The sequence below is a fragment of the Pseudomonas sp. GG8 genome, assembly GCF_052976945.1.
This window is the reverse complement of sequence record NZ_JBRIIP010000001.1, coordinates 4,539,813-4,562,651: the sequence shown is the minus strand read 5'-3', so window position 1 is coordinate 4,562,651 and position 22,839 is coordinate 4,539,813. Positions and strand designations below refer to the sequence as shown.

The window sequence follows — 22,839 nt, the reverse complement described above, 5'->3', positions numbered from 1 at the left end:
TTTGTGCTATATTCCGCGACCGCGATTTTGTCGATAAAAATCGCCTCCCTGAACACCAACGCCGGTCATCGTCATGCAAGCAGCCAAGCCGTTATTTGACTATCCCAAGTACTGGGCCGAATGTTTCGGACCAGCGCCTTTCCTGCCCATGTGCCGGGAAGAAATGGATCAGCTGGGTTGGGATTCCTGCGACATCATCATCGTTACCGGGGATGCGTACGTTGACCATCCGTCGTTTGGCATGGCAATCATCGGCCGGCTGCTGGAGTCCCAGGGCTTCCGCGTCGGGATCATTGCCCAGCCGAACTGGCAGTCCAAAGACGACTTCATGAAGCTCGGTGAGCCAAATCTGTTCTTCGGTGTCGCTGCCGGCAACATGGACTCGATGATCAACCGCTACACCGCCGACAAAAAAGTGCGCTCCGATGACGCGTATACGCCTGGCGGTATGGCCGGTAAGCGTCCAGACCGTGCTAGCCTGGTGTACAGCCAGCGCTGCAAAGAAGCCTACAAGCATGTGCCGATTGTATTGGGCGGTATCGAAGCCTCGTTGCGCCGCATTGCCCACTACGATTACTGGCAGGACCGGGTTCGCAACTCGATCCTCATAGACGCCTGCGCCGATATCCTGCTGTACGGCAACGCGGAGCGGGCCATTGTCGAAGTCGCCCAGCGTCTGTCCTACGGTCACAAGATCGAAGACATCACCGACGTGCGCGGCACCGCATTCATTCGTCGCGACACGCCGCAAGGCTGGTACGAAGTTGATTCCACGCGTATTGACCGTCCGGGCAAGGTCGACAAGATCATCAACCCGTACGTCAACACCCAGGACACCCAGGCCTGCGCCATCGAGCAGGAAAAAGGTCCGGTGGACGATCCGCAGGAAGCCAAGGTCGTGCAGTTGTTGGCCAGCCCTCGGATGACTCGCGATAAGACAGTCATTCGTCTGCCGTCCATGGAAAAAGTCCGCGCTGACGCCGTGCTCTATGCCCACGCCAACCGCGTGTTGCACCTGGAAACCAACCCGGGCAACGCCCGCGCACTGGTACAGAAGCACGGCGAAGTGGACGTCTGGTTCAACCCGCCACCGATTCCGATGACCACCGAAGAAATGGACTACGTGTTTGGCATGCCCTATGCGCGTGTTCCGCACCCGGTGTATGGCAAGGAGAAAATCCCGGCCTACGACATGATCCGTTTCTCGGTGAACATTATGCGTGGCTGCTTCGGCGGCTGTACCTTCTGCTCGATCACCGAGCACGAAGGGCGGATCATTCAGAACCGTTCCGAAGAGTCGATCATTCGCGAGATCGAAGAAATTCGTGACAAGGTTCCGGGTTTTACTGGCGTGATCTCTGACCTCGGCGGCCCGACCGCGAACATGTATCGCATCGCCTGCAAGAGCACCGAGATCGAATCCGCCTGCCGTAAACCGTCCTGCGTGTTCCCTGGCATTTGCCCGAATCTGAACACCGACCACTCGGCGCTGATTCAGCTGTACCGCAGCGCCCGGGCATTGCCCGGCGTGAAGAAGATCCTGATCGCCTCCGGCCTGCGCTACGACCTGGCTGTCGAGTCCCCGGAGTACGTCAAAGAGTTGGTGACTCACCACGTCGGTGGTTACCTGAAGATCGCCCCGGAACACACCGAGGAAGGTCCGCTCAACCAGATGATGAAACCGGGCATTGGCAGCTATGACAAGTTCAAGCGCATGTTCGAGAAGTATTCGAAAGAAGCCGGTAAAGAGCAGTACCTGATCCCGTACTTCATCGCAGCCCACCCAGGCACCACCGATGAAGACATGATGAACCTGGCGCTGTGGCTCAAGGGCAACGGTTTCCGCGCCGATCAGGTGCAGGCGTTCTACCCGTCGCCGATGGCCACCGCCACCGCTATGTATCACTCGGGCAAGAACCCGTTGCGCAAAGTGACCTACAAGAGCGACTCGGTCACTATCGTTAAAAGCGAAGAGCAACGCCGGCTGCACAAGGCATTCCTGCGCTACCACGACCCGAAAGGCTGGCCGATGCTGCGTGAAGCCCTCATACGCATGGGCCGCTCCGACCTGATCGGGCCGGGCAAGAATCAGCTTATCCCGCTGCATCAACCCGCGACGGATAGCTATGAAAGCGCCCGTCGCAAGAACTCGACGCCGGCTGGCAGCCATAAGGTTGCCAAGACCACGAAGAGCACGCTGATTCAGACCCAGCACACGGGTCTTCCACCTCGTGCAAGCGATGGCGGCAACCCGTGGGACAAGCGCGAAGAGGCTAAAGCAGCGGCGTTTGCCCGCAACAAGCAGGCGGCCAAAGAGCGCATTGAGGCCGCCAAGGGCGGCAAGAGCCAGCGGCCCGTGCGCAAGCCAGTGGTTCCACGCTAAGCAGCGAGCCCATGCACCACAACGCCAGCCTCAGGCGAGCGTTGTGGTCAGGCCGTCAGGCGTGTTTAACGTCTTCGGTCAAGGTAGCCGGCCTCCTTCGAACACCGTGAACTCCCCATCAGGCACTTTCGATTTAAGTGCCATGAGCCCCGCAGTGCAGGACTGGCAGGTCGGATAGGTTGAAAAAACCTCTATCGATTCCACCTTGGTAAAGTCAATTTTATCGGCGTTTAGTGCGTTCAATATCATGTGCTCGCTGTCCATCATCCTGTGATTTCCTGACGCGTTAGCGGTCAGGTCGGGAAGGAAGAGGGCCTCGTGAGGGTCCGCTTTACGCGTGCCGACCGGGTTTTTAGTTCGCTGAGCATTGATGTAATGCGTTTTGTCCGGCGACACCGCGATGCCTGCCTTGGTGATGTTCCAGTTTTTCAGCGTGGAGTCATCGCCTTTGTCGACCTGTTTTGTCAGTGGAAAATCAAGACGAGGCTTTTTTAAGCCTGACAGGCTGTAATAGACTTTCGTCGGTTGGCTGTCTGAATCTTTTGATTTGATTTTTACGTACGCGAAGTTTTTGTTTTCAGGGGTCAGGCGTTGTGTCGTTGCCCGCTGTGTAATGTTGTCTGCGGTAAATGTTGTCTCTGACACGTGCAGCCTGTTCAGTTCAGTGGCAATCCCCGCTCTCGCTGTCAGCGGAGTGTTCAGGTCGAGCGACGTCCATGAGGGCCTGTTAACACGAGCAGCCACAACAGCGCGGTCTTGAGTATATTTGCAAAAGAGTGCCGCCTGCTGAGGCGTAGTACCCATGTCGAAAGGCCCCCCTACAAATGTGCTGATGTAGGTTTCCCTTCCCGCAACGATGTCCCGCCTGATCGCGTTCAGGTCGGCGTCGATGACGGCGGGGCTAAGTTCTTTTATGTACCTGTTCGCATCATAAGAGCCATTATAAATATAGATAAGATAGTGTTCATCTTTGAGGCGGGTTGCCGAGTCCACGTTATTAATGTTCACCTGTATTCTGGTTAAGGCCAGCGACCGGTCGTCAAAAAAATTTCCAGAGTAATAAATGCCCTCGTCCGCCTGGGTAACGATGACTCTCGCGCCGCCGACTGTTCGTTTTGCGACAACAGCCGAAATGATACGGGTATCTTTTATACCCTCCACCAGACCGTCCTTGATCTCGATCTGTTTGAAAATATCGTTTCCCCCCGTGACGGTTGCCGTAATTTTCTGTTTGTAGTTTTTAGGCAGAAGTAACGCGGTTCCTGATTTTTTAATGAGCAGGCCGTTTTTTATCTCATGGACACTGCGTTGATGTACCAGTGTGCCCGTATCGTCGGCGGTCACGCGCCTATCTGTAAACCAGGGCACGGCATCGACCCCCTGTGTCCGGGCCGCGTCAACGTTACTGTGTCCTGCATTAATGAACCTGTTCGCGGCACACTTAATAAGGTCGTCCGGTGATCTTTTAAGTCGGCAAGGCACTTTCAAGAGCGGGTCCAATTCATCTGCTTTGTTTAAAGCCCGTGCCCGCTTCAATACAGACTGCCCGTTCTCGCGGGTTATCTTTTTATACGTAATGCCGCCGGCTTCCAGAAAGAGATCATCCCCCCAGCGCGTCCAATGTTTAGTAAGGTTCGGTGTCGTGTCCAAAAGCGTCCAGCCGCCATTCTGATCATTGAGTGCGATGTCTGTGGGCACATGGCGACTGAGGCTGCCTTGGTCGTTGATACGCATCAATGGCGCGCCATAGGGCTGACGTGTCATGGGGTCGACAAGATAAGGTGTCGAACCTTTTGCCGATGAACGAAGGTCATGATAAGTCAGCACGTTTTGATGCTGATTGACCTTTCGCACGCGATAGCGGCTGTCTGATAATGTCCAGACGGCTTGTTGTTCGTCGGTGACCAGACGTAAACCCTTATTGCCATGACGGACTGTCGTCAGCCGATCCCTCAACTGTTTGACGCCAACCCGAAGTAAGCGCGTGCCTGCATGATTCAGTTTCAGGACGACGTGCGTGCCGGAGTTGAACAGGGTGAAAACTCCGTCTAACGGGTTAATTGCCGTCACTGCGGTGACAAGGTAGTTGCTGGCAAGAGGCGCCAGGCGGGGCAGGTTGGCTCTGAGGCCAAATGTCGCGGCATTGCGCACGAAGCGAAACGTGAGGCTGCCGACTTTTGCCAGCGGCGCTATTAGAGAAAGCACATCAAAAGCAAGTCCGATCGTGGCCATGATGATAGTGCGAAGGTCGCCCGACTTGATGCCCGAAACAAGATCTTCCAGTGGACCCCATATAGGGATGACGTAGTCTTTCAGAAACGCCACCGCATCGACCGAGCCGTCGAACAGGGTGACTCCCCTGGCCGCTTCGCGCAGTTTACTTTCGCTTTCGAAAAGATAACCTTGGGCCACGTCACGGCCTATCTGCGCCGCTCGCAACGGTCGCCAGGTCTCCGCCAGCGCTGTTGTGTGCTGGGCAGGAAGATACCCGTGGAGAAAGTGAACAACCGCGGTAGAAGTGGTGTTTAACAGCGGCGCAGCCCCTGTGGCGTGTGCGTTCAGGTCGAATGGCAGCAGCGTCCCGCGACGCATAAAGGCGCTGTTGCGGAGCTTGATTGCATTGGATATCGGCGCAAGAGCGAGGTCATCCCTGCGACGGATAAACCCTGCATAAGGCAACACTTCATGAACGTTTTCTCGGCCTTCATGGGTGGCGTGGATGATGAATCCATACCGCGCCATCAGTGGCAGGAAATTGCGATCATCATCGTCCAGCGCAATGTTGGCGGTAGGTTTACGCAATCCATATAACTGAACATGGCCTTGTTCAATGGCGTCGCGTTCTTGCTTGGGAAGATCGCTGATGAGCGCCATGATGATGTGTTCATAGGCAGCCTTTGTGCTTTTCAGCCATGACCCGAAGTCGGCCTCGAATGCGGTGGGTATGTCAGGAAGGCCTTTGTATCTTAAAAACTGCGGGTGGAAGGCGCCAAGCTCATAGAGATAGGGCGGGATCCACGCAGGGTTATCCCCCTTTAATCGACCAGAGGCCAGCAGGTCCAGAGCCGAATAACTCGCGGGTCCGTTAGGGTAGAAGTTTCTGTAGTCGACTGAATAACGGCGTCTGTTGGCCTGTAGGGTCATGTCCAGGTCTGTCTCCGGAAAACTGATGAATTCAGTCTCTGGAGGCAAGTTCCATTCGGCCAGTGTTTTTCGTGTCATGTCCAGGCGTTGGGGGGCAGGTTGTTTAAGCTGTTGTATGGCGTTCTCTAGCGTTTCTTCGTGGTCGGTAAACTGCGCCATTGCCGTGTTGCGCTGTTCCGTTGAATAGCCTCCGTCTTCCGTGGGCTGGATCACTGTGTGCGCAGTGGCCCACTGCAAGGCTGGCGGTGTAAGTGTTGCCGAAATCAATAACTCTTGTTCGGGTGTCGCCGTGCCGAGCAAGGTCGATGCATAGGTTGAGAGCTGCTGGTAATTCATCGTCAGCGCCGAGCCGGGTTCAATGGCGTGGGCAAGGTTGATGCCGTGTTGAAAATGCACCCACGCCGAACTCCATCGGTACCCGAGTTCGGGGGGCGAACCTTCAATCTGGAAGTCGACCGGGTAATGCGCTCTCAGCAAGAAACTGACCAGCACTGCCGTTTTGTCATAGGCCGCTATGCCGTGCTGCTGGTAGTGCTTTTCAATGTCGTCACGCAGGGCGCTGTAACTTTTCCCCGCGTTTTCTGGGCTTTCAAATTCATAGCCCAGCAGGTTTGAGGCAGGGTCCAACGCCCGCGCGAGCGCGTGATGTACCAGTTTCGCAACGATGGCCGGTGATGTCCTCTGGTGTGCGTGGGCTCCATACCAGCCCAGGGCAACTAGCAGGCTATGGGCAAGACGTTGTCCTTCGGCAGACTCCACGATCTTTGCAAACGTGGTCATTGGATAGGCGCGAATGTCGGAGATCAGCGACGACCTCAGAAAGGTCCCGCCGAGTTGATCCACCCAAGGCGCAGCACTGCCTGACATGAAGTGTTTGAGCGTCTCGATGACGAGTGCGCCGTCGATGTTCTCGCCGATATCTACCGTTTCACGGGTGATGATTCGAAGTACTGCTTCTTGGGTGGCTTGCAGCGCATCAATGCAAACCCGACTCTCGACCTGATTTGTTGGCGGCGTCAAACCATAGCGTTTCAGCAGTTGAAAGGGTTGTACCGTACCGTCGCCGTACAGTGCTCCACCCAGTTGATCTGCGGTATCAAACAGTGCTTTCAGGGCGTCCCTGAGTTCGTCCGATGCCCTGATGATCAGGGTCAGATCGTGATCTGTTCGTTCAGCATCATATCCGCGCAGCCCCTGGGTCCTGGTAATACTGACCTCGGTGAGTGACCCTATTTTTTGAGCCGCACAGACGTCGATAAATGTACGGGTGGCCGCGAAGGCATTCAACGTGTCGACTGCCGCGGCATAGTCCTTGTGAAAGGGCGTGCCGGGAGTGGGTTGAAGACGGGGTATTTCGAAGTTGAAATCGCTGGCAGTTTTTTTCGCAGTAAGCACGTCCAGCAACAGTGCGAAGTCACCCAATTCAGGGCGGCCCCAATGAGTGAAAGGTGTGTGTTTGGTCGGTGCTGCTAATGAAGTTTCAATGTTGGCGTTGAGCATTTCTATTGAGGTTGTCTCTAAAGATGTCATTTCCACGACTCGATCTATGCCCTCGCTGGGGGAGTCTTGTTCGTGCCCGCCCATGATCAATGGGTGGACCATCTAAGCCGGGAGCGCCAGGAAGCCTGCTTTACATAGTTATTGTGTGTGTGGGATTCACCAGGCGCTGGGCCGCAGAGGGACTTTCTGAAGGAAACCGTTCAGGGCGCAGGTTTTTTGGGCGCAAGCACTGTTTGTGTGCAACGCTTGCACCGCAGGTCAGACATGGCGCTTTAATGGTGCCCAACGCTGCTGCTGTACCGAGGAACCGCCGTATTTGCCCGGATGGCATAAGTCTTGCGCGGTTCCATTACCGTCCAGGCTCGCAGGAGGCACGCCGTGTCGATTCATATCGCCTTGCACCATGTCACGCATTACCGCTACGACCGCGCGGTCGAGTTGGGTCCGCAGATCGTTCGACTCCGTCCGGCGGCGCATAGCCGTACACGCATTTTGTCTTATGCCTTGAAAGTCCAGCCTGAGCAGCACTTCGTCAACTGGCAGCAGGACCCTCAAGGTAACTATCTGGCCCGCCTGGTCTTCCCCGAAAAGACCAACGAGTTACGCGTAGAGGTTGATCTGGTCGCCGAGATGGCGGTGTTCAACCCGTTCGACTTCTTTCTTGAGCCGTACGCGGAAAAAATCCCCTTTACCTACGCCAGCGATGAACAGCGAGAGCTGGCGCCGTACCTTGAAAAATTGCCGCTGACCCCGAAGTTTTCGGCTTATCTGGCGAGCATCGATCGCACGCCATTGCCTGCCATCGATTTTCTGGTGGCGCTGAACCAGCGCTTGAGCCAGGACATCGATTACCTGATTCGTATGGAGCCTGGCGTGCAGACGCCGGAATTCACCCTGGAAAACGCTTCCGGCTCATGCCGCGATTCGGCCTGGTTGCTGGTGCAGTTGCTGCGTCACTTGGGCATGGCTGCGCGTTTCGTGTCGGGCTACCTGATCCAGCTCAAGGCGGATGTCGAAGCGCTCGACGGGCCGTCCGGCACCGATGTCGATTTCACCGATTTGCACGCGTGGTGCGAGGTGTATCTGCCCGGTGCTGGCTGGGTCGGACTTGATGCAACGTCCGGTCTGTTCGCGGGCGAAGGCCATATTCCATTGGCTTGCAGCCCGGAACCGTCTTCTGCGGCGCCGATCAGTGGCCTGGTCGAGCCCTGTGAAACCGAGTTCACTCATGAAATGTCGGTCGAGCGCATCTGGGAAGCGCCCCGCGTCACCAAGCCCTACAGCGAAGAACAGTGGCTGGCGATCCAGGCCCTTGGGCACAAGATCGACAGTGACCTGACCCGTGATGACGTGCGCCTGACCATGGGCGGCGAACCGACGTTTGTATCGATTGATGACCGTGATGGCGATGAGTGGAACACCGCCGCCCTCGGCCCAGAAAAACGTCGGTTGTCTGCCGAGTTGTTCCAGCGCATGCGTAAGCATTACGCGCCAAAGGGCCTCGTGCACTTTGGGCAGGGCAAGTGGTACCCCGGCGAGCAATTGCCGCGCTGGTCTCTGAACTGTTTCTGGCGTCGCGATGGGCAGCCGGTATGGCGTAACAACGCCTTGGTCGCAGATGAAACCGAAGACTACGGTGCCGATGGCACGTTGGCCGGACGTTTCCTTGCCAGCGTTGCAGAGCGCCTGAAACTGCCCGCGCGCTTTGTATTCCCGGCCTATGAAGATAATTTCTATTACCTGTGGCGCGAAGGTGCGTTGCCGCTGAACGTCGGGGCCGAGGATTCGCGTCTGGCTGACCCGCTGGAGCGTGATCGCCTGCGCAAAGTGTTCGCCCAAGGGCTGGACAAGGTCATCGGGCAAGTTCTGCCCCTGGCGCGCAATGCGGCGGGCGACCTGTGGCAGAGCGGTCGCTGGTTTCTGCGCGACAATCATTGCCGGCTGGTGCCGGGGGATTCGGCACTCGGTTATCGACTGCCGCTGGCGTCGCAACCGTGGGTCAAGGCGGCGGAATACCCATTCATTCATCCGACTGACCACAATCAGGCGTTTGCTGAACTGCCTGCCAGCGAGCAGTTGCAGACGCAGCTCCGCGGCTTGACCGAGCACGCAAACCCAGGCGCCGAGCGCGAGCCCAAGATCGATGAGTCGGCCGATTGGCTGACGCGTACCGCGTTGTGCGCCGAAGCGCGAGAAGGGCGGTTGTACCTGTTCATGCCGCCGCTGGAGAAACTCGAGGACTACCTCGAACTGGTCGCTGCCATCGAAGCCACTGCCGAGGAACTGCACTGCCCGGTATTGCTCGAAGGGTATGAGCCGCCCAGCGATCCACGGTTGTCGAATTTCCGGATCACCCCTGATCCGGGTGTCATCGAAGTCAATGTGCAGCCCTCTGCCAGTTGGGATGAGTTGGTTGAACGCACCGAATTTCTCTATGAACAGGCGCGGCTGACACGTCTGACCACCGAGAAATTCATGATCGATGGTCGCCACACCGGTACCGGCGGTGGCAACCATTTCGTCCTCGGCGGCGCGACCCCTGCGGACTCACCCTTTCTACGGCGTCCGGATTTGCTGCGCAGTTTGCTCAGCTATTGGCACAACCATCCCTCATTGTCGTATCTGTTTTCCGGCTTGTTTATCGGCCCGACCTCACAAGCGCCGCGTGTCGATGAGGCGCGCAACGATTCGCTGTACGAACTGGAGATTGCCTTCGCGCAAATGCCGGAACCGGGCGAAGAATGTGCGCCGTGGCGGGTGGACCGGTTGCTGCGAAACCTGTTGATCGATGTCACCGGCAACACGCACCGCGCTGAGTTCTGTGTCGACAAACTCTACTCGCCTGATGGTGCGACGGGGCGTTTGGGCCTGCTGGAGCTGCGCGCTTTTGAAATGCCTCCCCATGCCCGCATGAGCCTGGCCCAGCAGCTGTTGCTGCGTGCATTGGTCGCGCGTTTCTGGCGTGAGCCGTATGCGCCCGCCAAGTTGGCGCGTTGGGGCACCGAGCTGCACGACCGCTTCATGCTGCCGCACTTTATCGAACAGGATTTTGCCGATGTCATCGTCGAGCTGAATGCCGCCGGTTATCCAGTGCGTGCCGAATGGTTTGCCGCGCATCTGGAGTTCCGTTTCCCGAAAGTCGGCGATTACGCGGTCAGCGGCATCGAACTGGAAGTGCGTCAGGCACTGGAGCCCTGGCATGTGCTGGGTGAAGAAGGGGCTGCGGGAGGCGCGGTGCGCTATGTCGACTCGTCGCTGGAGCGCTTGCAGATCAAGGTCAATGGCTTGCCGCCGCAGCGTTACATGCTGACCTGCAATGGCATCGCGGTGCCGCTGCAGCCGACAGGACGGGTCGGCGAGTTCGTTGCGGGCGTGCGTTATCGTGCGTGGCAGCCCTCCAATTGTTTGCAGCCGACCATCCCGGTGCACGCGCCGTTGGTGTTCGACCTGCTCGACACGTGGATGCAGCGTTCGCTGGGGGGTTGCGAGTATCATGTCGCGCATCCTGGGGGGCGCAATTACGAGACGTTGCCGGTGAATGCCAATGAGGCAGAAAGCCGTCGTCTGTCGCGTTTCTTCCGTATTGGCCATAGCCCCGGCAAGCTGCAAGTGCCGTTGTTGAGCATTAATGATGAACTGCCGATGACGCTGGATATGCGCCGCCACTAGCAAGCCCATTGAGGGAGATGCCACGCGCAGGGTTTGCCTGAGCGCGTGACATTTTTCTGTACTCATTCGATGTCTTTTGTTGTCTGCCGAGACTTTCATGCCTGACCTGCTTGACCGTTATCCGCTGACTGCGGGTACTTATCACGAGATGCTCGATGCCAGTGGCGCTGTTCGTCCGCATTGGCAGCGCCTGTATGAGCATCTGCAACGCAGCACGCCCGCGCAGTTGATGCAGCGTCAGGCGTTGCTGACTCGGCAGATTCAGGAAAACGGGGTGACCTACAACGTCTATGCCGATCCAAAAGGCGCAGACCGGCCTTGGGAACTCGATCTACTGCCACACCTGATACCGGCTCAGGAATGGCAGCACGTCGCTGCGGGCATCGCTCAGCGGGCGCGATTGCTCAATGCGGTACTGGCCGACCTGTACGGTCCTCAGCAGTTGATCGCCGACGGCTTGCTGCCGGCGGAACTGGTGTTCGGGCATAACAATTTTCTGTGGCCGTGTCAGGGCGTGAAACCGCCCGAAGGCACGTTCCTGCACATGTACGCTGTGGATTTGGCGCGCACTCCCGACGGCCGCTGGTGGGTAACCGCCGACCGTACCCAGGCGCCCTCGGGGGCCGGTTTTGCGCTGGAAAACCGGCAAATCGTCTCGCGCGCGTTCCCGGACATGTACCGCGACTTGCAGGTGCAGCACCTGTCGGGCTTTTTCCGCGCCTTGCAAGAGACGCTGGTGCGCCAGGCGCCCAGCGACAACGAAGCGCCACTGGTGGTTCTGTTGACCCCCGGCCGCTTCAACGAAAGCTACTTCGAACACCTTTATCTCGCTCGCCAACTGGGTTATCCGCTGGTCGAAGGCGGCGATCTGACGGTGCGCGACGCCACGGTTTACCTGAAAACGCTCAGTGGCCTGCGCCGGGTTCACGCGATCATGCGTCGGCTCGACGATGACTTCTGCGATCCATTGGAGTTGCGTACCGACTCTGCGCTGGGCGTTCCCGGTTTGTTGGAGGCGGTGCGCCAAGGGCGGGTACTGGTCGCCAACGCCTTGGGCAGCGGCGTTCTGGAATCACCTGGCTTGCTGGGCTTTCTGCCGAAAATCAATCAGCACCTGTTTGGTGAAGAATTGATCCTTCCGTCCGTGGCGACATGGTGGTGCGGCGAACCTCCGGTGCTGGCCCAGGCGCTGGAAAAACTTCCTGAACTGCTGATCAAACCAGCGTTCCCGTCACAAAGTTTCACGCCGGTGTTCGGCCGCGATTTGAATGCCGAGCAGCGTCAGGCATTGGCGGAGCGGATGCAGGCCCGGCCTTACGCGTATGTTGCGCAGGAGCTGGCGCAACTGTCCCACGCACCTGTGTGGCAAACCGATGGCGATCAGTTGCAACCTCGGGCGATTGGCATGCGGGTGTATGCCGTCGCCTGCGCCGACGGTTATCGGGTGCTGCCGGGTGGATTGACCCGGGTGGCTGCCGAGGCCGATGCCGACGTGGTGTCGATGCAGCGTGGCGGAGCGAGCAAGGACACCTGGGTCTTGGGTGAGCGTGTCTATGGTGTCGAACCGTGGAAAGGTCAGCGTGCCCTCGGTGTGCGTGACCTGATTCGACGTGATCCTTATCTGCCATCGCGGGTGGTGGAGAATTTGTTCTGGTTCGGCCGCTACTGCGAGCGTTGCGATGACAGCGCTCGGTTGTTGCGCATCATGTTGGCGCGTTATGTCGATGGCGACGACCCTTTGGCCCTGCAAGCGGCGGTAAAGCTGGGCGAGAGCCTGCACTTGCTGCCGGACGAGGAAGAGGGGGGCGAACTGCATGAGCGTTTGCTCGCGGGGCTGTTGGGCGAAGACGGGGTCTTCAGCCTGCGGGCCAACCTGCAACGCCTGCAATGGGCGGCATCGCAAGTGCGCGGCAAGCTGTCGCGAGAAAACTGGCAAGCGCTGGTTGAACTGCAGCGCGAAACCATGAGCCTGGAAACAGACGATCCCGACTTTGGTGAACTGCTGGACTTCCTCAACCGTCTGGTGATGTCACTGGCAGCCTTGTCCGGCTTTGCTCTGGACGACATGACCCGCGATGAAGGCTGGCGCTTTTTGATGATCGGTCGACGTATCGAGCGGCTACGGTTTCTCAGTACCAGCCTGGCGGCGTTTCTGCGCGATGCTGCGGTAAACGATGACGCGGGCCTGGAGTGGCTGTTGGAGCTGGGCAATAGCAGCATCACCTACCGCTCGCGTTACCTGGCAGTGCCGCAATTGATTCCGGTGCTCGACTTGCTGTTGCTCGATGAGCAAAACCCGCACGCGGTGTTGTTCCAGTTGAAGCTGGTGTCGAGTTCGCTGGTCCGTTTGAACGAAGACTTCGGCGCGCCTCGCGATACCAGCTTGCCGTTATTGATCAGACGCCTGTCGGCCTTCGACCTTGGCAGCCTGGAGAACTCGCTGTTCGGCCAGGGCAGCGTGCGCGCTGTACTCGATGGTCTGGCCGATTTGCTGCAGAGCATCGGCGAGGCCAGCGGCCAAGTGTCGGACCGATTGGCCTTGCGCCATTTTGCCCACGTCGATGATGTCAGCCAGCGTACGGTGTCCGTCTGATGAGCGCCCATTACCAGATTTTTCACGACACTCATTATGAATACGACAGCCCGGTGTCCCTGGCGCAGCAATTGGCCCATTTGTGGCCACGGCCTTGCGCTTGGCAGCGTTGTACCGAGCAGCAATTGCTGATCACTCCGACGCCCACCAGCCGACGGGATGAGCTGGATGTATTTGGCAATCCGCTCACGCGTCTGGCATTCGAGCGACCGCATGATGAGTTGCGGGTCAACGCACGACTGCGGGTCGAAGTGTTGGCCCGGCCGTCGCTGGACTTTAGCCTGTCCGCCGATTGGGATGCCACGCGCAGCGCGTTGACCTACAGCGGGCGGCCGATGTCACCAGCGATTCTAGAAGCGTGCCGGTTCCGCTTCGAGTCCCCGTATGTGCATTTGAAACAAACCTTCGTCGACTTCTCCGAAAGCTGTTTTCCCCACGATCAGCCGTTATTGCTGTGCGTGCAGGCGTTGATGGAGAAGATTTTCAGTGAGTTCACCTTCGACGGTGAAGCCACTCAGGTGGCAACGCCGCTGGTCGAGGTGTTGGAAAATCGACGCGGGGTGTGTCAGGACTTTGCCCACTTGATGCTTGCCTGCCTGCGTTCGCGCGGCCTTGCGGCACGCTATGTCAGCGGTTATCTGCTCACCCAGCCACCGCCCGGCCAGCCACGCATGATTGGCGCAGATGCGTCGCATGCCTGGATTTCGGTATTTTGTCCGGTGTTGGGTTGGGTCGATTTTGATCCGACCAACAATGTGCAGCCAGCGTTGGAGCACATCAGCCTGGCCTGGGGCCGGGATTTCTCCGATGTATCGCCGTTGCGTGGGGTGATTCTGGGGGGAGGCAGTCATGACCCGGAGGTTCGGGTGACGGTGATGCCGGTCAGCGCCGAGGCCGATTGACCTTGGTTAATACATTCTGAAGGGGGAGGTGCCATGGTCTGCCGCATTAACGACAGACGTGGCGTACGGGCTTCGTCGATTGGCGAAGCCCCGCGGTTTTAGCTGGCAGGCGTTTGCTCTGGAGTCGCCTCAGCGTCGTCGGCAGGCTCTTGGCCTTCAACGGTTTCGCCTTCTGCGCCGGTTTCAGTCAGGGCAGCATTCTTTTTCTGCAGCTTTTCCTCTTTCTTCTGCTCTTTTGCCAGATCTCTCTGACGTTTGGCGAAGGAATAGTTAGGTTTAGCCATGGGCGGTCCTCTGTATAAGGCGGGAAATGCCGCTATTCTGCCTGAGAACCGGGTCGGGCACACGGCGTTGTGTGCTCAACGGTCTCTGCGAGACTTTTGACCGGCTGGTCAGGTCGGCTTTTGGTCTGCCCACTTGGGTGCTGCCAGGGGTTTCCAGGCATCCAGGGCGTCCAGCAGTTCGCCCGGCGACTCGCTGACCTGGAGCATGCCGCGGTGCTGCTCGCGGACAAAACCTTCGCTGACCACGTGGTCGAGAAAGTCGGTCAGTTTGCTGTAGAAACCGTTCACGTCCATCAGACCCAGCGGTTTGGCGTGATAGCCCAGCTGGCCCCAGGTCCAGACTTCGAACATTTCTTCCAGCGTCCCCAAACCACCCGGTAGAGCGATAAAGGCATCGCTTAGTTCCGCCATGCGCGCTTTGCGGGCATGCATGCCATCGACGACTTCCAGTCGGGTCAGTCCTTTGTGGCCGATTTCAGCATTTTGCAGGCTTTCGGGGATGATCCCGACCACTTCGCCGCCGGCCGCCAATGCGGCATCGGCCACGATACCCATCAGGCCAACGGCACCGCCGCCGTAGATCAGGGTCAACTTGCGTTCAGCCAAGGTACGGCCCAACGCAATCGCAGCTTCGCGGTACACCGGGTTAGTGCCGGCGCTGGCACCGCAAAATACACATACGGATGTTAAAGACATTGCCTGCTCCATGATCATCGATGCTCACAGAGTAAGGGCTCGGGCACCTCAGTCCAAGCGCCAGTCGCGTCCTGGTTATTCGTAATGGTGTTCATAGGTACCGCTGGCGCCGCACGCATAAGCGGCAAACAAGCTGCGAAACAGGCTGTTGAGGTGCATGATGTGTGCTCCAGTGAGTGATGATGGCCCCATGTTAGGGCGTCGCTACTCGCTTGGCTGGTTGATTGTTTCGATGACGTCGATAGCTGTAGACAGTGACATGCGTTGCGTTGACGCAGGTCATTGGAACTTGACCGCAGATCAGGCAGTCTTCCAACAGACAGTTTTTTCAAAAAAATTACCCTGCCTTGGAGATTCACCATGCTTCGTAAACTTGTTGCTGTATCCCTGCTGACATTAGTCAGTGGCCACCTGTTGGCGGCAGAGTGCAAGGTCGACATCGATTCCACGGACCAGATGTCCTACAGCACTAAAGAAATCACTGTCGACAAAACCTGCAAAACGTTCACTGTTAATCTGACCCACTCCGGCAGCTTGGCAAAAACTGTCATGGGCCATAACTGGGTGTTGGCCAAAGAAGCTGACGCGCAACCCGTCGCTACCGACGGTATCGGCGCAGGCATCGACAAAAATTACCTGAAAGACGGTGATGCCCGGGTCATTGCGCACACCAAAGTCATTGGTGCTGGCGAAAAGGATTCGGTGACGTTCGATGTGTCGAAGCTTAATGCCGCTGAAAAATATGCGTTTTTCTGCACGTTCCCAGGCCACATCAGCATGATGAAAGGCGCTATCGTCCTGAAGTAACGCTTGCGCACAGTGTCATGGCCCGGCCCCGCGTCGGGCTATGACGCTTCAGCCATCCTGAATGTCATGTGGATGGTTTTACCCGCCAGTTCATTGCGGCTCACGGCGCCTCCCGGGCGACGCGGCCTGCGCTGATCGCCGATCAGTGTCCACTGCCGATTCGCGGCATGGCAGGTCAAGAGCGATTGCAGGTTTTGCCCATCCGGCTGGGTATACGTCTGCCAACTGCATATCCCGCGATATTCCTTTTCCCCGGATTCGGGAAACCCCGGTACACCTTTTTGCAGCGCATCACGCACGGCGATTGCGCCGCTGGTCGTACTGCTGCGTTGCGCGTACCCGGCCCCATAAAAACCCTCCGTGACGAAATCCACTTCGCTTAACTGCAGCGTGCAGTCTGGAAGGTGCCACGCCAGCGGTACTTCAAAGCTGAATGTCTGCGGTAAATCGCTTGGGCGAGTGTCCAGGTGTAACTGTGGGTGGTGATAAGGGCAGCCGCGCTGGCCCGGCATCGGATCGTATTGGGCCGTTCCCCGCAGGGCGGTGTTCGCGGGCATTTCGCCAATCAACATAAAGTGGGTGCTGCTGCGGTAACCGCTGTCGTTGGCGGGGGACTCGCAGGTGGCGATTGCGATCCAGCTGATGACGCCGAGACCAGCGAACAGTGGAAGAAACCAGGCACGCTGAATCATCGAAAGGCGTTGAAGGTGATAAGCCCTGTAGGCACTGAGCATCCAACTGAGTCCTTGCGCGAAACGTCTGACAACAGGTTGCCTAACGCATCGCGCCAACTCAATGGGTTAACAGAAATCGGGAAGTTTCCTACAGTGTTATGCTCGGTGCAGTGTGTTCTTCTTCAGGACGTCATCTTAAAGATGGCCTGCGCATTGCTGCTGTCGAAGTTCAGATCGAGCTTGTCGTCGACGGGGTCGAGTTTGCGCTGGATAAATTCGACAAACGAGCCGGGCACCTGATGCTCATGCAACTGGCCATTGGTGTCCGCCATTGCGCGACTCACGGTGCAGGCCTTGTAGGCGGTTTGCATCACTCGGCCCGATGCGGACACTTCGATGCAGGCCTTCATAGGCCGATCCTTGCGGTTCTGGTCGGCCACTAAAGCCTCAAGGTCGGTGACCCGGTCGGTCAGGTGATTGAAGCTATTGCCTTCGGTGGCGATCCAGGCCATTTCCGCGCTCTCGCTCAGGACTTGCTGATAATCCGCGTGCTGCACCACGCCATGCTGGCGCTCGAATGCGTCGTATAGCCCCGGCAGCAAGCGATACGCTTCGGCCAAGGTGCAGTGACGGGTCAGTTGCAGGCGTTTGAGGATGCTCAAGTGCTCGGCGTTCAGCGGATCGCGGCTGGAGCGGGCCACGCGGCTGACGGCCCCCTGAAACGCTTCGCTGAACCGACCGGGATGCAGTTCGGAAACGAAGAACTGGGCGATGTCTTCCGGCAGATCTTGCTGGCGATAAGCCCAGCCAGTCATGTTCAGTTTGGTCAGTGGATACGTGCGCACGTCAGTAAAGCCCAACGGCTCCAGTAAGCGAGTGAACGCCAGGCGACCGCGCGGCAGTTCGCCGTTATCGAACCAGTCCACGGTACGAATCGCGCCGTGGTCGAACAGCACTTTGCGGCCATTTTCGGCTTGTTCGTCGACGTATACGCGACCTGCTGGCACAGCCTCCACCAGCTTGTGGAGTAGGCACAGGTTCAGCGCTTCAGCCAACCACGCGCGATGCAGCGCGCTGTCGCTCCAGCTGAAGGCGTGCAGCCCTTCCGGTACTTCGACGTGGGATTCAAGCCACTGCGCAGCGGGTTGGCCGACGACGGAGGCGACGAGAGAGAAAAGGCCTTGGAACGAGGACATGGGCAGCGGCTCTGGCTGAATGAGAGGTGCCTATGAAAGCGTTGATCAGCCAGCCGGACAAGCGAAAAAAAACGGCAGGTTCATTCCGTTTTCTATTGTTGAAACGCCATCCCTCTGTAGGCGCGGGCTTGCAACTACGCGTCCCGCCGCGATCAGCTTGATACGGTGTGTCAGTTACACCGCAATCGCGGGCAAGCCCGCTCCTACGTGGGTTCTGTGTTGTTTTACGGCGCGAATGGCAGTTCGCGCTTGTGCTGCGTTTTTGCGTAGGTGTCGCGGATGATCTTGAAGGCTTCTTCGCGGACCGTCTCGCCATGCAGGAACGCATCGATCTCGGCATAGGTCACGCCGTGGGACGCCTCATCCGGTTTGCCGGGTACCAGGTCTTCAAGGTCAGCGGTGGGGACTTTTTCCACCAGCGATTGCGGGGCGCCAAAACTGCGGGCAATGGCCCGAACCTGATTTTTCACCAGCCCGCTGAGCGGTGCCAGGTCGCAGGCACCGTCGCCGAACTTGGTGAAAAAACCCATCACGGCTTCCGCCGCATGGTCGGTGCCGATCACCAGCCCCTGGCGCGCGCCGGCGATGGTGTATTGCGCGACCATGCGCATCCGCGCCTTGGTGTTGCCCATCACAAAATCTACCGCGCTGGCGTGTTGGCCTTCGAATGCCTTGATCTGCGCTGCCAGCGCTTGCACGGACGGACCGATATTGACTGTGTGCGACTCGTCCGGCGCAATGAACTCCAGACACGCCTGGGCTTCGTGCTCGTCGAACTGGACCTGGTACGGCAGGCGGACTGCGATGAACCGATAACTGTCATCCCCGGTGCTTTTACGCAATTGCTCGACGGCGCGTTGCGCGAGCAAACCGGCGGTCAGCGAGTCGACACCGCCACTGATGCCCAGTACCAGGGTCTTGAGCCTGGCGTTCTGCAGGCATTGCTGGATAAAGGCGATCCGTCGGGCGACCTCGGCTTCAAGTGCATTCTGGTTGGCGAAAGGCGGCTGGACCTTGAGCTGTTCAGCGATCTGGAGCTGTACGGCTTGCATGATTCACTCCTTAACAGGTTGTGCAGAAACGGAAGGGTTGGAAACCGGGCTCGCAGGCACTTCGAACACATGCCGCAGGTAGGCGACAAAGTTGGGGTCCTTGCATTGCGTCTTACCGGGTTCGTCGGAAATTTTCGCCACGGCCTGACCCGCGCAAGCCGTCATTTTAAGCACAATGCTCAAGGGCTCTACACCGGGGATGTCGGCGGTGAGATTGGTCCCGATGCCGAAGCTGACGTTGATTCGACCTCGTAGCGTACGGAATATATCCAGCGCCTTGGGCAGGTTCAGGCCGTCGGAGAACACCAGGGTCTTGCTCATCGGGTCGATGCCGAGCTTCTGGTAATGATCAATGCATTTTTCGGCCCACATGATCGGGTCGCCGGAATCATGGCGTAACCCGTCGAACAGTTTGGCGAAGTACAGATCGAAATCGTTGAGGAAGGCGTCGGTGGTGATGCAATCGGTCAAGGCAATACCTAGCAGGCCACGGTATTCACGGACCCAGCAGTCGAGCGCGGCACTTTGACTGTCGATCAGCCTCGGGCCGAGTTGCTGGTGGGCCATGATCCATTCGTGGGCCATGGTGCCGAGCGGTTTGAGGTCCAGCGTGCGGGCCAGTTGCACGTTGCTGGTGCCGACGAACTGGCCGGGGAAGTCGCGCTTGAGCACGCTGACCACTTCCTCTTGCACGCGGTAGGAGAAGCGCCGACGGGTGCCGAAGTCCGCAACTTTCAGTTCTGCCAGCTCATCGGCGGTGGCGTTGGCGTATAGCCAGTCGAATTTGCGATACAGCTGATCACGCGCCTGCACGAGCAATGTGTCGGGGTGGCGATGACGGTTGCGCACTTCGCTGACAATGGCCAGCAGCGGCACTTCGAACATAATCACGTGCAGCCACGGCCCGTGGAGGCGGATGCACAGCTCACCGTTCTCGATGCTGGTCTGCACATAGCGCATGTTGAAGCGGAACAAACCGAGGAAGCGCAGGAAATCAGGCTTCATAAAGCTGATGCGCTCAAGAAAACCCAGTTGAGCGTCGCTCATGGACAGCTCGCAGAGCAGCTCGATCTGATGACGGATCTCGGCCAGATAAGGCCGCAGGTCTTCGCCATTGCGGCAACGAAACTCCCACTCTACGTCGACGTTTGGGTAGTTGTGCAGCACCGCTTGCATCATGGTCAGCTTGTAGAAGTCGGTGTCGAGCAGGTTCTGCACGATGCGATCGGAGAAGGCGCTCTCACTCATGTTGTCAGCTCTCCAGAGCGGCCGATGGGGGGTTGGGCTCGCAACGCTCAGGCAACGCTGTAAAGGCGCTGCTGACGTCCGTGCGGGCTGCTGGGCCGGCATTGTCGCCCCTAACTTGTCGGGTTATCCAACTGTTCCAGCATCCAACGCACGAAATCCCGGATTTTCGGCACTTCTGCCGTGTGCTCCGGGTAGGCCAGGTAATAAGCATCACGGCTAGGCAGCGCATGGGGCCAGGGGATGACCAGCTTACCGTTCGCCAGCTCCTCCTCGACCAGAAACCGCGGGAGCAGCGCGACCCCGCACCCGACCTGTGCGGCGCGTATGCACATGTAGAACGTCTCGAAGCGCGGCCCGTGGTAGCTGTGTTCGGTGTGGTAACCCTGGCTGTCGAACCAGTCATGCCAGGCTTGCGGGCGTGAGGCGCTTTGCAGCAGCACCAGATCGCTTAGCTGGGTCGGGTCGGTAAATGGTGTGTCCGGCAGGCTGCCGGGCGCGCAGACCGGAATAAGTTCTTCGCTGAACAGTTTTACCGACTCGGCACCCGGACGGGCGCCTTGGCCGAAATAAAACGCCATGTCACAGCGGCCCTGAATCAGGTCGTCGGGTTCCTGTTCATCCATTAGGTCCAGGTGGATGTGCGGATGGCGCAATCGCCAGCCCTTGAGCCTGGGCACCAGCCAGCGGGCGCCGAAGGTCGATGGCGTGGACACGCGCAGCACTTCGGTTTCGCCACCGTAGGACCGCAGGTAGTGGGTCGACATTTCCACCTGTGTGAGGATTTTGCGCACTTCGCCCAAGTACAGCGCGCCGGCCGGGGTCAGTTGCAGACGTCGGCGCACGCGGCGAAACAGCAAGTGCTGCACCAGTTCTTCAAGCTGGGCGACTTGTTTGCTGACGGCGCTTTGCGTCAGGTTCAGCTCTTCGGCCGCGCGGGTAAAACTCAAGTGCCGGGTCACTGCCTCAAAGCATTGCAACGCGGTGATTGATGGCAGATAACGTTTGTTGAGCATGCTCAGGCCTTATGTTTTTCGAGGCTGCCACGTGCAGACGGGAGGGGGCAGCATGAATAAACGGAATGATATCTCGCCTAATGGTCGTTTGTTCGCACGTCTCAGGCCAGCTATTAGTAGAGCCTGACGCTTCACCTATCTTTCGATTTCCGTTTTTCATGTCCAGAATCAAGGAGACAACATGCTTACCGACTTGCTCAATCGCCTCGGTGTCGATCCCGCCCTGTATCAGAACGGCGATCAGGCCGTGCACACGCCTGTCGATGGCAGCCGTATCGCTTCCGTGCATTGGGAAGGGCGAGCGGAAGTCGAGCAGCACGTCACCCGTGCCGAGCACGCGTTCGAAGCCTGGCGTAAAGTTCCGGCGCCTCGCCGTGGTGAGCTGATTCGTTTGTTTGGTGATGCCCTGCGCAAGCACAAGGCCGAGTTGGGCCAGTTGGTGTCTTGGGAAGCAGGCAAAATCACTCAGGAAGGTCTGGGTGAAGTGCAGGAAATGATCGACATCTGCGATTTCGCTGTCGGCCTGTCGCGCCAGCTGTACGGTCTGACCATCGCTTCCGAGCGCCCAGGTCACCATATGCGCGAAACCTGGCACCCGCTGGGCGTCGTCGGTGTGATCAGTGCGTTCAACTTCCCGGTCGCGGTCTGGGCCTGGAACACCGCACTGGCGCTGGTCTGCGGCAATGCCGTGATCTGGAAACCGTCGGAAAAAACCCCGCTGACCGCACTGGCCTGCCAGGCGCTGTTCGAAGGCGTGCTCAAACATTTCCCTGATGCGCCTGCTTACTTGAGCCAGGTGGTTATCGGTGGGCGTGAAGCCGGCGAAGCACTGGTCGACGACCCACGCGTGGCGCTGATCAGTGCCACTGGCAGCACGCGCATGGGCCGCGAAGTCGCGCCGAAAATCGCGGCACGCTTTGCCCGCAGCATTCTTGAACTGGGCGGCAACAACGCAATGATCCTCGGCCCAAGCGCCGACCTTGATCTCGCCGTGCGCGCGATTCTGTTCAGCGCAGTCGGTACGGCCGGCCAACGCTGCACCAGTTTGCGTCGCTTGATTGCCCACGAATCGGTCAAGGACGAAATCGTCAGCCGCCTGAAAACCGCCTACGCCAAAGTACGCATCGGTCATCCGCTGGAAGGCAATCTGGTCGGTCCGTTGATCGACAAAAACAGCTACGAAAATATGCAGGACGCCCTTGAACAGGCCCTGAGCGAAGGCGGTCGAGTATTTGGCGGCAAGCGTCAATTGGTCGAGCAGTTCCCCGATGCTTACTACGTGTCCCCGGCCATCGTCGAAATGCCAGAGCAAAGTGATGTGGTTTGTACCGAAACCTTCGCCCCGATTTTATACGTGGTGGGTTACGACGATTTCGCTGAAGCCGTGCGCCTGAACAACGCCGTGCCGCAAGGCCTGTCGTCGTGCATTTTCACGACGGACGTGCGCGAAGCAGAGCAGTTTATTTCTGCGTTGGGCAGCGACTGCGGGATCGCCAACGTCAACATCGGCCCAAGCGGTGCGGAAATCGGCGGCGCTTTTGGCGGTGAGAAAGAAACCGGTGGCGGTCGTGAGTCGGGCTCGGATTCATGGCGCGGTTACATGCGTCGCCAGACGGCGACCGTGAACTACTCCCTTGAATTGCCGCTGGCGCAGGGCATTACGTTCGACTGACAGTCC

General features: G+C 58.4%; 14 protein-coding genes. 6 read left to right on the top strand and 8 right to left on the bottom strand.

Annotated features, from left to right (window positions below; genetic code table 11):
• The first annotated feature begins 73 nt into the window (after positions 1 to 73).
• Entirely contained in the window at positions 74 to 2,383 is a 2,310-nt protein-coding gene (locus tag ACVBEG_RS21755) for a YgiQ family radical SAM protein (RefSeq protein ID WP_322177582.1), read from the top strand.
• 78 nt (positions 2,384 to 2,461) lie between these two features.
• Here ACVBEG_RS21755 and ACVBEG_RS21750 read toward each other — a convergent pair whose 3' ends face one another.
• A complete protein-coding gene (locus ACVBEG_RS21750) occupies positions 2,462 to 7,057 on the bottom strand; it encodes a hypothetical protein (protein WP_447108302.1) in 4,596 nt (1,531 codons plus the stop codon).
• A gap of 348 nt (positions 7,058 to 7,405) precedes the next feature.
• Here ACVBEG_RS21750 and ACVBEG_RS21745 point away from each other — a divergent pair, with 348 nt between their 5' ends.
• The 3 genes from ACVBEG_RS21745 (at position 7,406) to ACVBEG_RS21735 (ending at position 14,191) form a co-directional block, all read left to right on the top strand.
• A complete protein-coding gene (locus ACVBEG_RS21745; protein WP_322177584.1) occupies positions 7,406 to 10,696 on the top strand; it encodes a transglutaminase family protein in 3,291 nt (1,096 codons plus the stop codon).
• Between the two features lie 97 nt (positions 10,697 to 10,793).
• On the top strand, positions 10,794 to 13,289 hold the full coding sequence (locus ACVBEG_RS21740; RefSeq protein WP_323569180.1) for a circularly permuted type 2 ATP-grasp protein: 2,496 nt from the start codon (positions 10,794 to 10,796) through the stop codon (positions 13,287 to 13,289).
• Complete coding sequence (locus tag ACVBEG_RS21735) at positions 13,289 to 14,191, top strand: transglutaminase family protein (RefSeq protein WP_322177586.1); 903 nt, start codon at positions 13,289 to 13,291, stop codon at positions 14,189 to 14,191. Before ACVBEG_RS21740 ends, ACVBEG_RS21735 begins: the two co-directional genes overlap by 1 nt.
• 98 nt (positions 14,192 to 14,289) lie before the next feature.
• Here ACVBEG_RS21735 and ACVBEG_RS21730 read toward each other — a convergent pair whose 3' ends face one another.
• Both ACVBEG_RS21730 and ACVBEG_RS21725 read right to left on the bottom strand, forming a co-directional pair.
• On the bottom strand, positions 14,290 to 14,475 hold the full coding sequence (locus tag ACVBEG_RS21730; protein ID WP_219062446.1) for a hypothetical protein: 186 nt from the start codon (positions 14,473 to 14,475) through the stop codon (positions 14,290 to 14,292).
• 108 nt (positions 14,476 to 14,583) lie between these two features.
• The gene (locus ACVBEG_RS21725) at positions 14,584 to 15,171 is read right to left on the bottom strand and encodes an LOG family protein (protein ID WP_447108301.1); all 588 of its coding nucleotides are present in this window, start codon (positions 15,169 to 15,171) and stop codon (positions 14,584 to 14,586) included.
• A 360-nt stretch (positions 15,172 to 15,531) separates the two neighbouring features.
• Between ACVBEG_RS21725 and azu the strand changes: the two genes are divergently transcribed.
• Positions 15,532 to 15,978 carry an azurin gene (gene azu / locus ACVBEG_RS21720; protein ID WP_322177588.1) on the top strand — a complete coding sequence of 149 codons (447 nt, stop codon included), beginning with the start codon at positions 15,532 to 15,534 and terminating at the stop codon, positions 15,976 to 15,978.
• A 38-nt stretch (positions 15,979 to 16,016) separates the two neighbouring features.
• On the opposite strand, the gene ACVBEG_RS21715 is transcribed toward azu, so the two are convergent.
• The 5 genes from ACVBEG_RS21715 to ACVBEG_RS21695 all read right to left on the bottom strand — a co-directional run bounded on the left by ACVBEG_RS21715 (position 16,017) and on the right by ACVBEG_RS21695 (position 21,161).
• The gene (locus tag ACVBEG_RS21715) at positions 16,017 to 16,712 is read right to left on the bottom strand and encodes a hypothetical protein (RefSeq protein WP_322277970.1); all 696 of its coding nucleotides are present in this window, start codon (positions 16,710 to 16,712) and stop codon (positions 16,017 to 16,019) included.
• Between the two features lie 122 nt (positions 16,713 to 16,834).
• Entirely contained in the window at positions 16,835 to 17,848 is a 1,014-nt protein-coding gene (locus ACVBEG_RS21710; protein ID WP_322177590.1) for a 2-oxoadipate dioxygenase/decarboxylase family protein, read from the bottom strand.
• 224 nt (positions 17,849 to 18,072) lie between these two features.
• Entirely contained in the window at positions 18,073 to 18,900 is an 828-nt protein-coding gene (nadE, locus tag ACVBEG_RS21705; protein ID WP_322177591.1) for an ammonia-dependent NAD(+) synthetase, read from the bottom strand.
• 3 nt (positions 18,901 to 18,903) lie between these two features.
• The gene (gene pncB / locus ACVBEG_RS21700) at positions 18,904 to 20,148 is read right to left on the bottom strand and encodes a nicotinate phosphoribosyltransferase (protein ID WP_322177592.1); all 1,245 of its coding nucleotides are present in this window, start codon (positions 20,146 to 20,148) and stop codon (positions 18,904 to 18,906) included.
• A gap of 110 nt (positions 20,149 to 20,258) precedes the next feature.
• Positions 20,259 to 21,161: a LysR family transcriptional regulator gene (locus tag ACVBEG_RS21695; protein ID WP_323565832.1), complete on the bottom strand. Its 903-nt coding sequence runs from the start codon at positions 21,159 to 21,161 to the stop codon at positions 20,259 to 20,261.
• 181 nt (positions 21,162 to 21,342) lie between these two features.
• Between ACVBEG_RS21695 and amaB the strand changes: the two genes are divergently transcribed.
• The gene (amaB, locus tag ACVBEG_RS21690; RefSeq protein WP_322277974.1) at positions 21,343 to 22,833 is read left to right on the top strand and encodes an L-piperidine-6-carboxylate dehydrogenase; all 1,491 of its coding nucleotides are present in this window, start codon (positions 21,343 to 21,345) and stop codon (positions 22,831 to 22,833) included.
• Positions 22,834 to 22,839 lie beyond the last annotated feature (6 nt).

Coding starts and splice junctions, on each gene's coding strand:
- ACVBEG_RS21755 (WP_322177582.1), top strand. CDS start 74: ATGCAAGCAGCCAAGCCGTTATTTGACTATCCCAAGTACTGGGCCGAA.
- ACVBEG_RS21750 (WP_447108302.1), bottom strand. CDS start 7,057: ATGACATCTTTAGAGACAACCTCAATAGAAATGCTCAACGCCAACATT.
- ACVBEG_RS21740 (WP_323569180.1), top strand. CDS start 10,794: ATGCCTGACCTGCTTGACCGTTATCCGCTGACTGCGGGTACTTATCAC.
- ACVBEG_RS21735 (WP_322177586.1), top strand. CDS start 13,289: ATGAGCGCCCATTACCAGATTTTTCACGACACTCATTATGAATACGAC.
- ACVBEG_RS21730 (WP_219062446.1), bottom strand. CDS start 14,475: ATGGCTAAACCTAACTATTCCTTCGCCAAACGTCAGAGAGATCTGGCA.
- ACVBEG_RS21725 (WP_447108301.1), bottom strand. CDS start 15,171: ATGTCTTTAACATCCGTATGTGTATTTTGCGGTGCCAGCGCCGGCACT.
- azu (WP_322177588.1), top strand. CDS start 15,532: ATGCTTCGTAAACTTGTTGCTGTATCCCTGCTGACATTAGTCAGTGGC.
- ACVBEG_RS21715 (WP_322277970.1), bottom strand. CDS start 16,712: ATGCTCAGTGCCTACAGGGCTTATCACCTTCAACGCCTTTCGATGATT.
- ACVBEG_RS21710 (WP_322177590.1), bottom strand. CDS start 17,848: ATGTCCTCGTTCCAAGGCCTTTTCTCTCTCGTCGCCTCCGTCGTCGGC.
- nadE (WP_322177591.1), bottom strand. CDS start 18,900: ATGCAAGCCGTACAGCTCCAGATCGCTGAACAGCTCAAGGTCCAGCCG.
- pncB (WP_322177592.1), bottom strand. CDS start 20,148: ATGAGTGAGAGCGCCTTCTCCGATCGCATCGTGCAGAACCTGCTCGAC.
- ACVBEG_RS21695 (WP_323565832.1), bottom strand. CDS start 21,161: ATGCTCAACAAACGTTATCTGCCATCAATCACCGCGTTGCAATGCTTT.
- amaB (WP_322277974.1), top strand. CDS start 21,343: ATGCTTACCGACTTGCTCAATCGCCTCGGTGTCGATCCCGCCCTGTAT.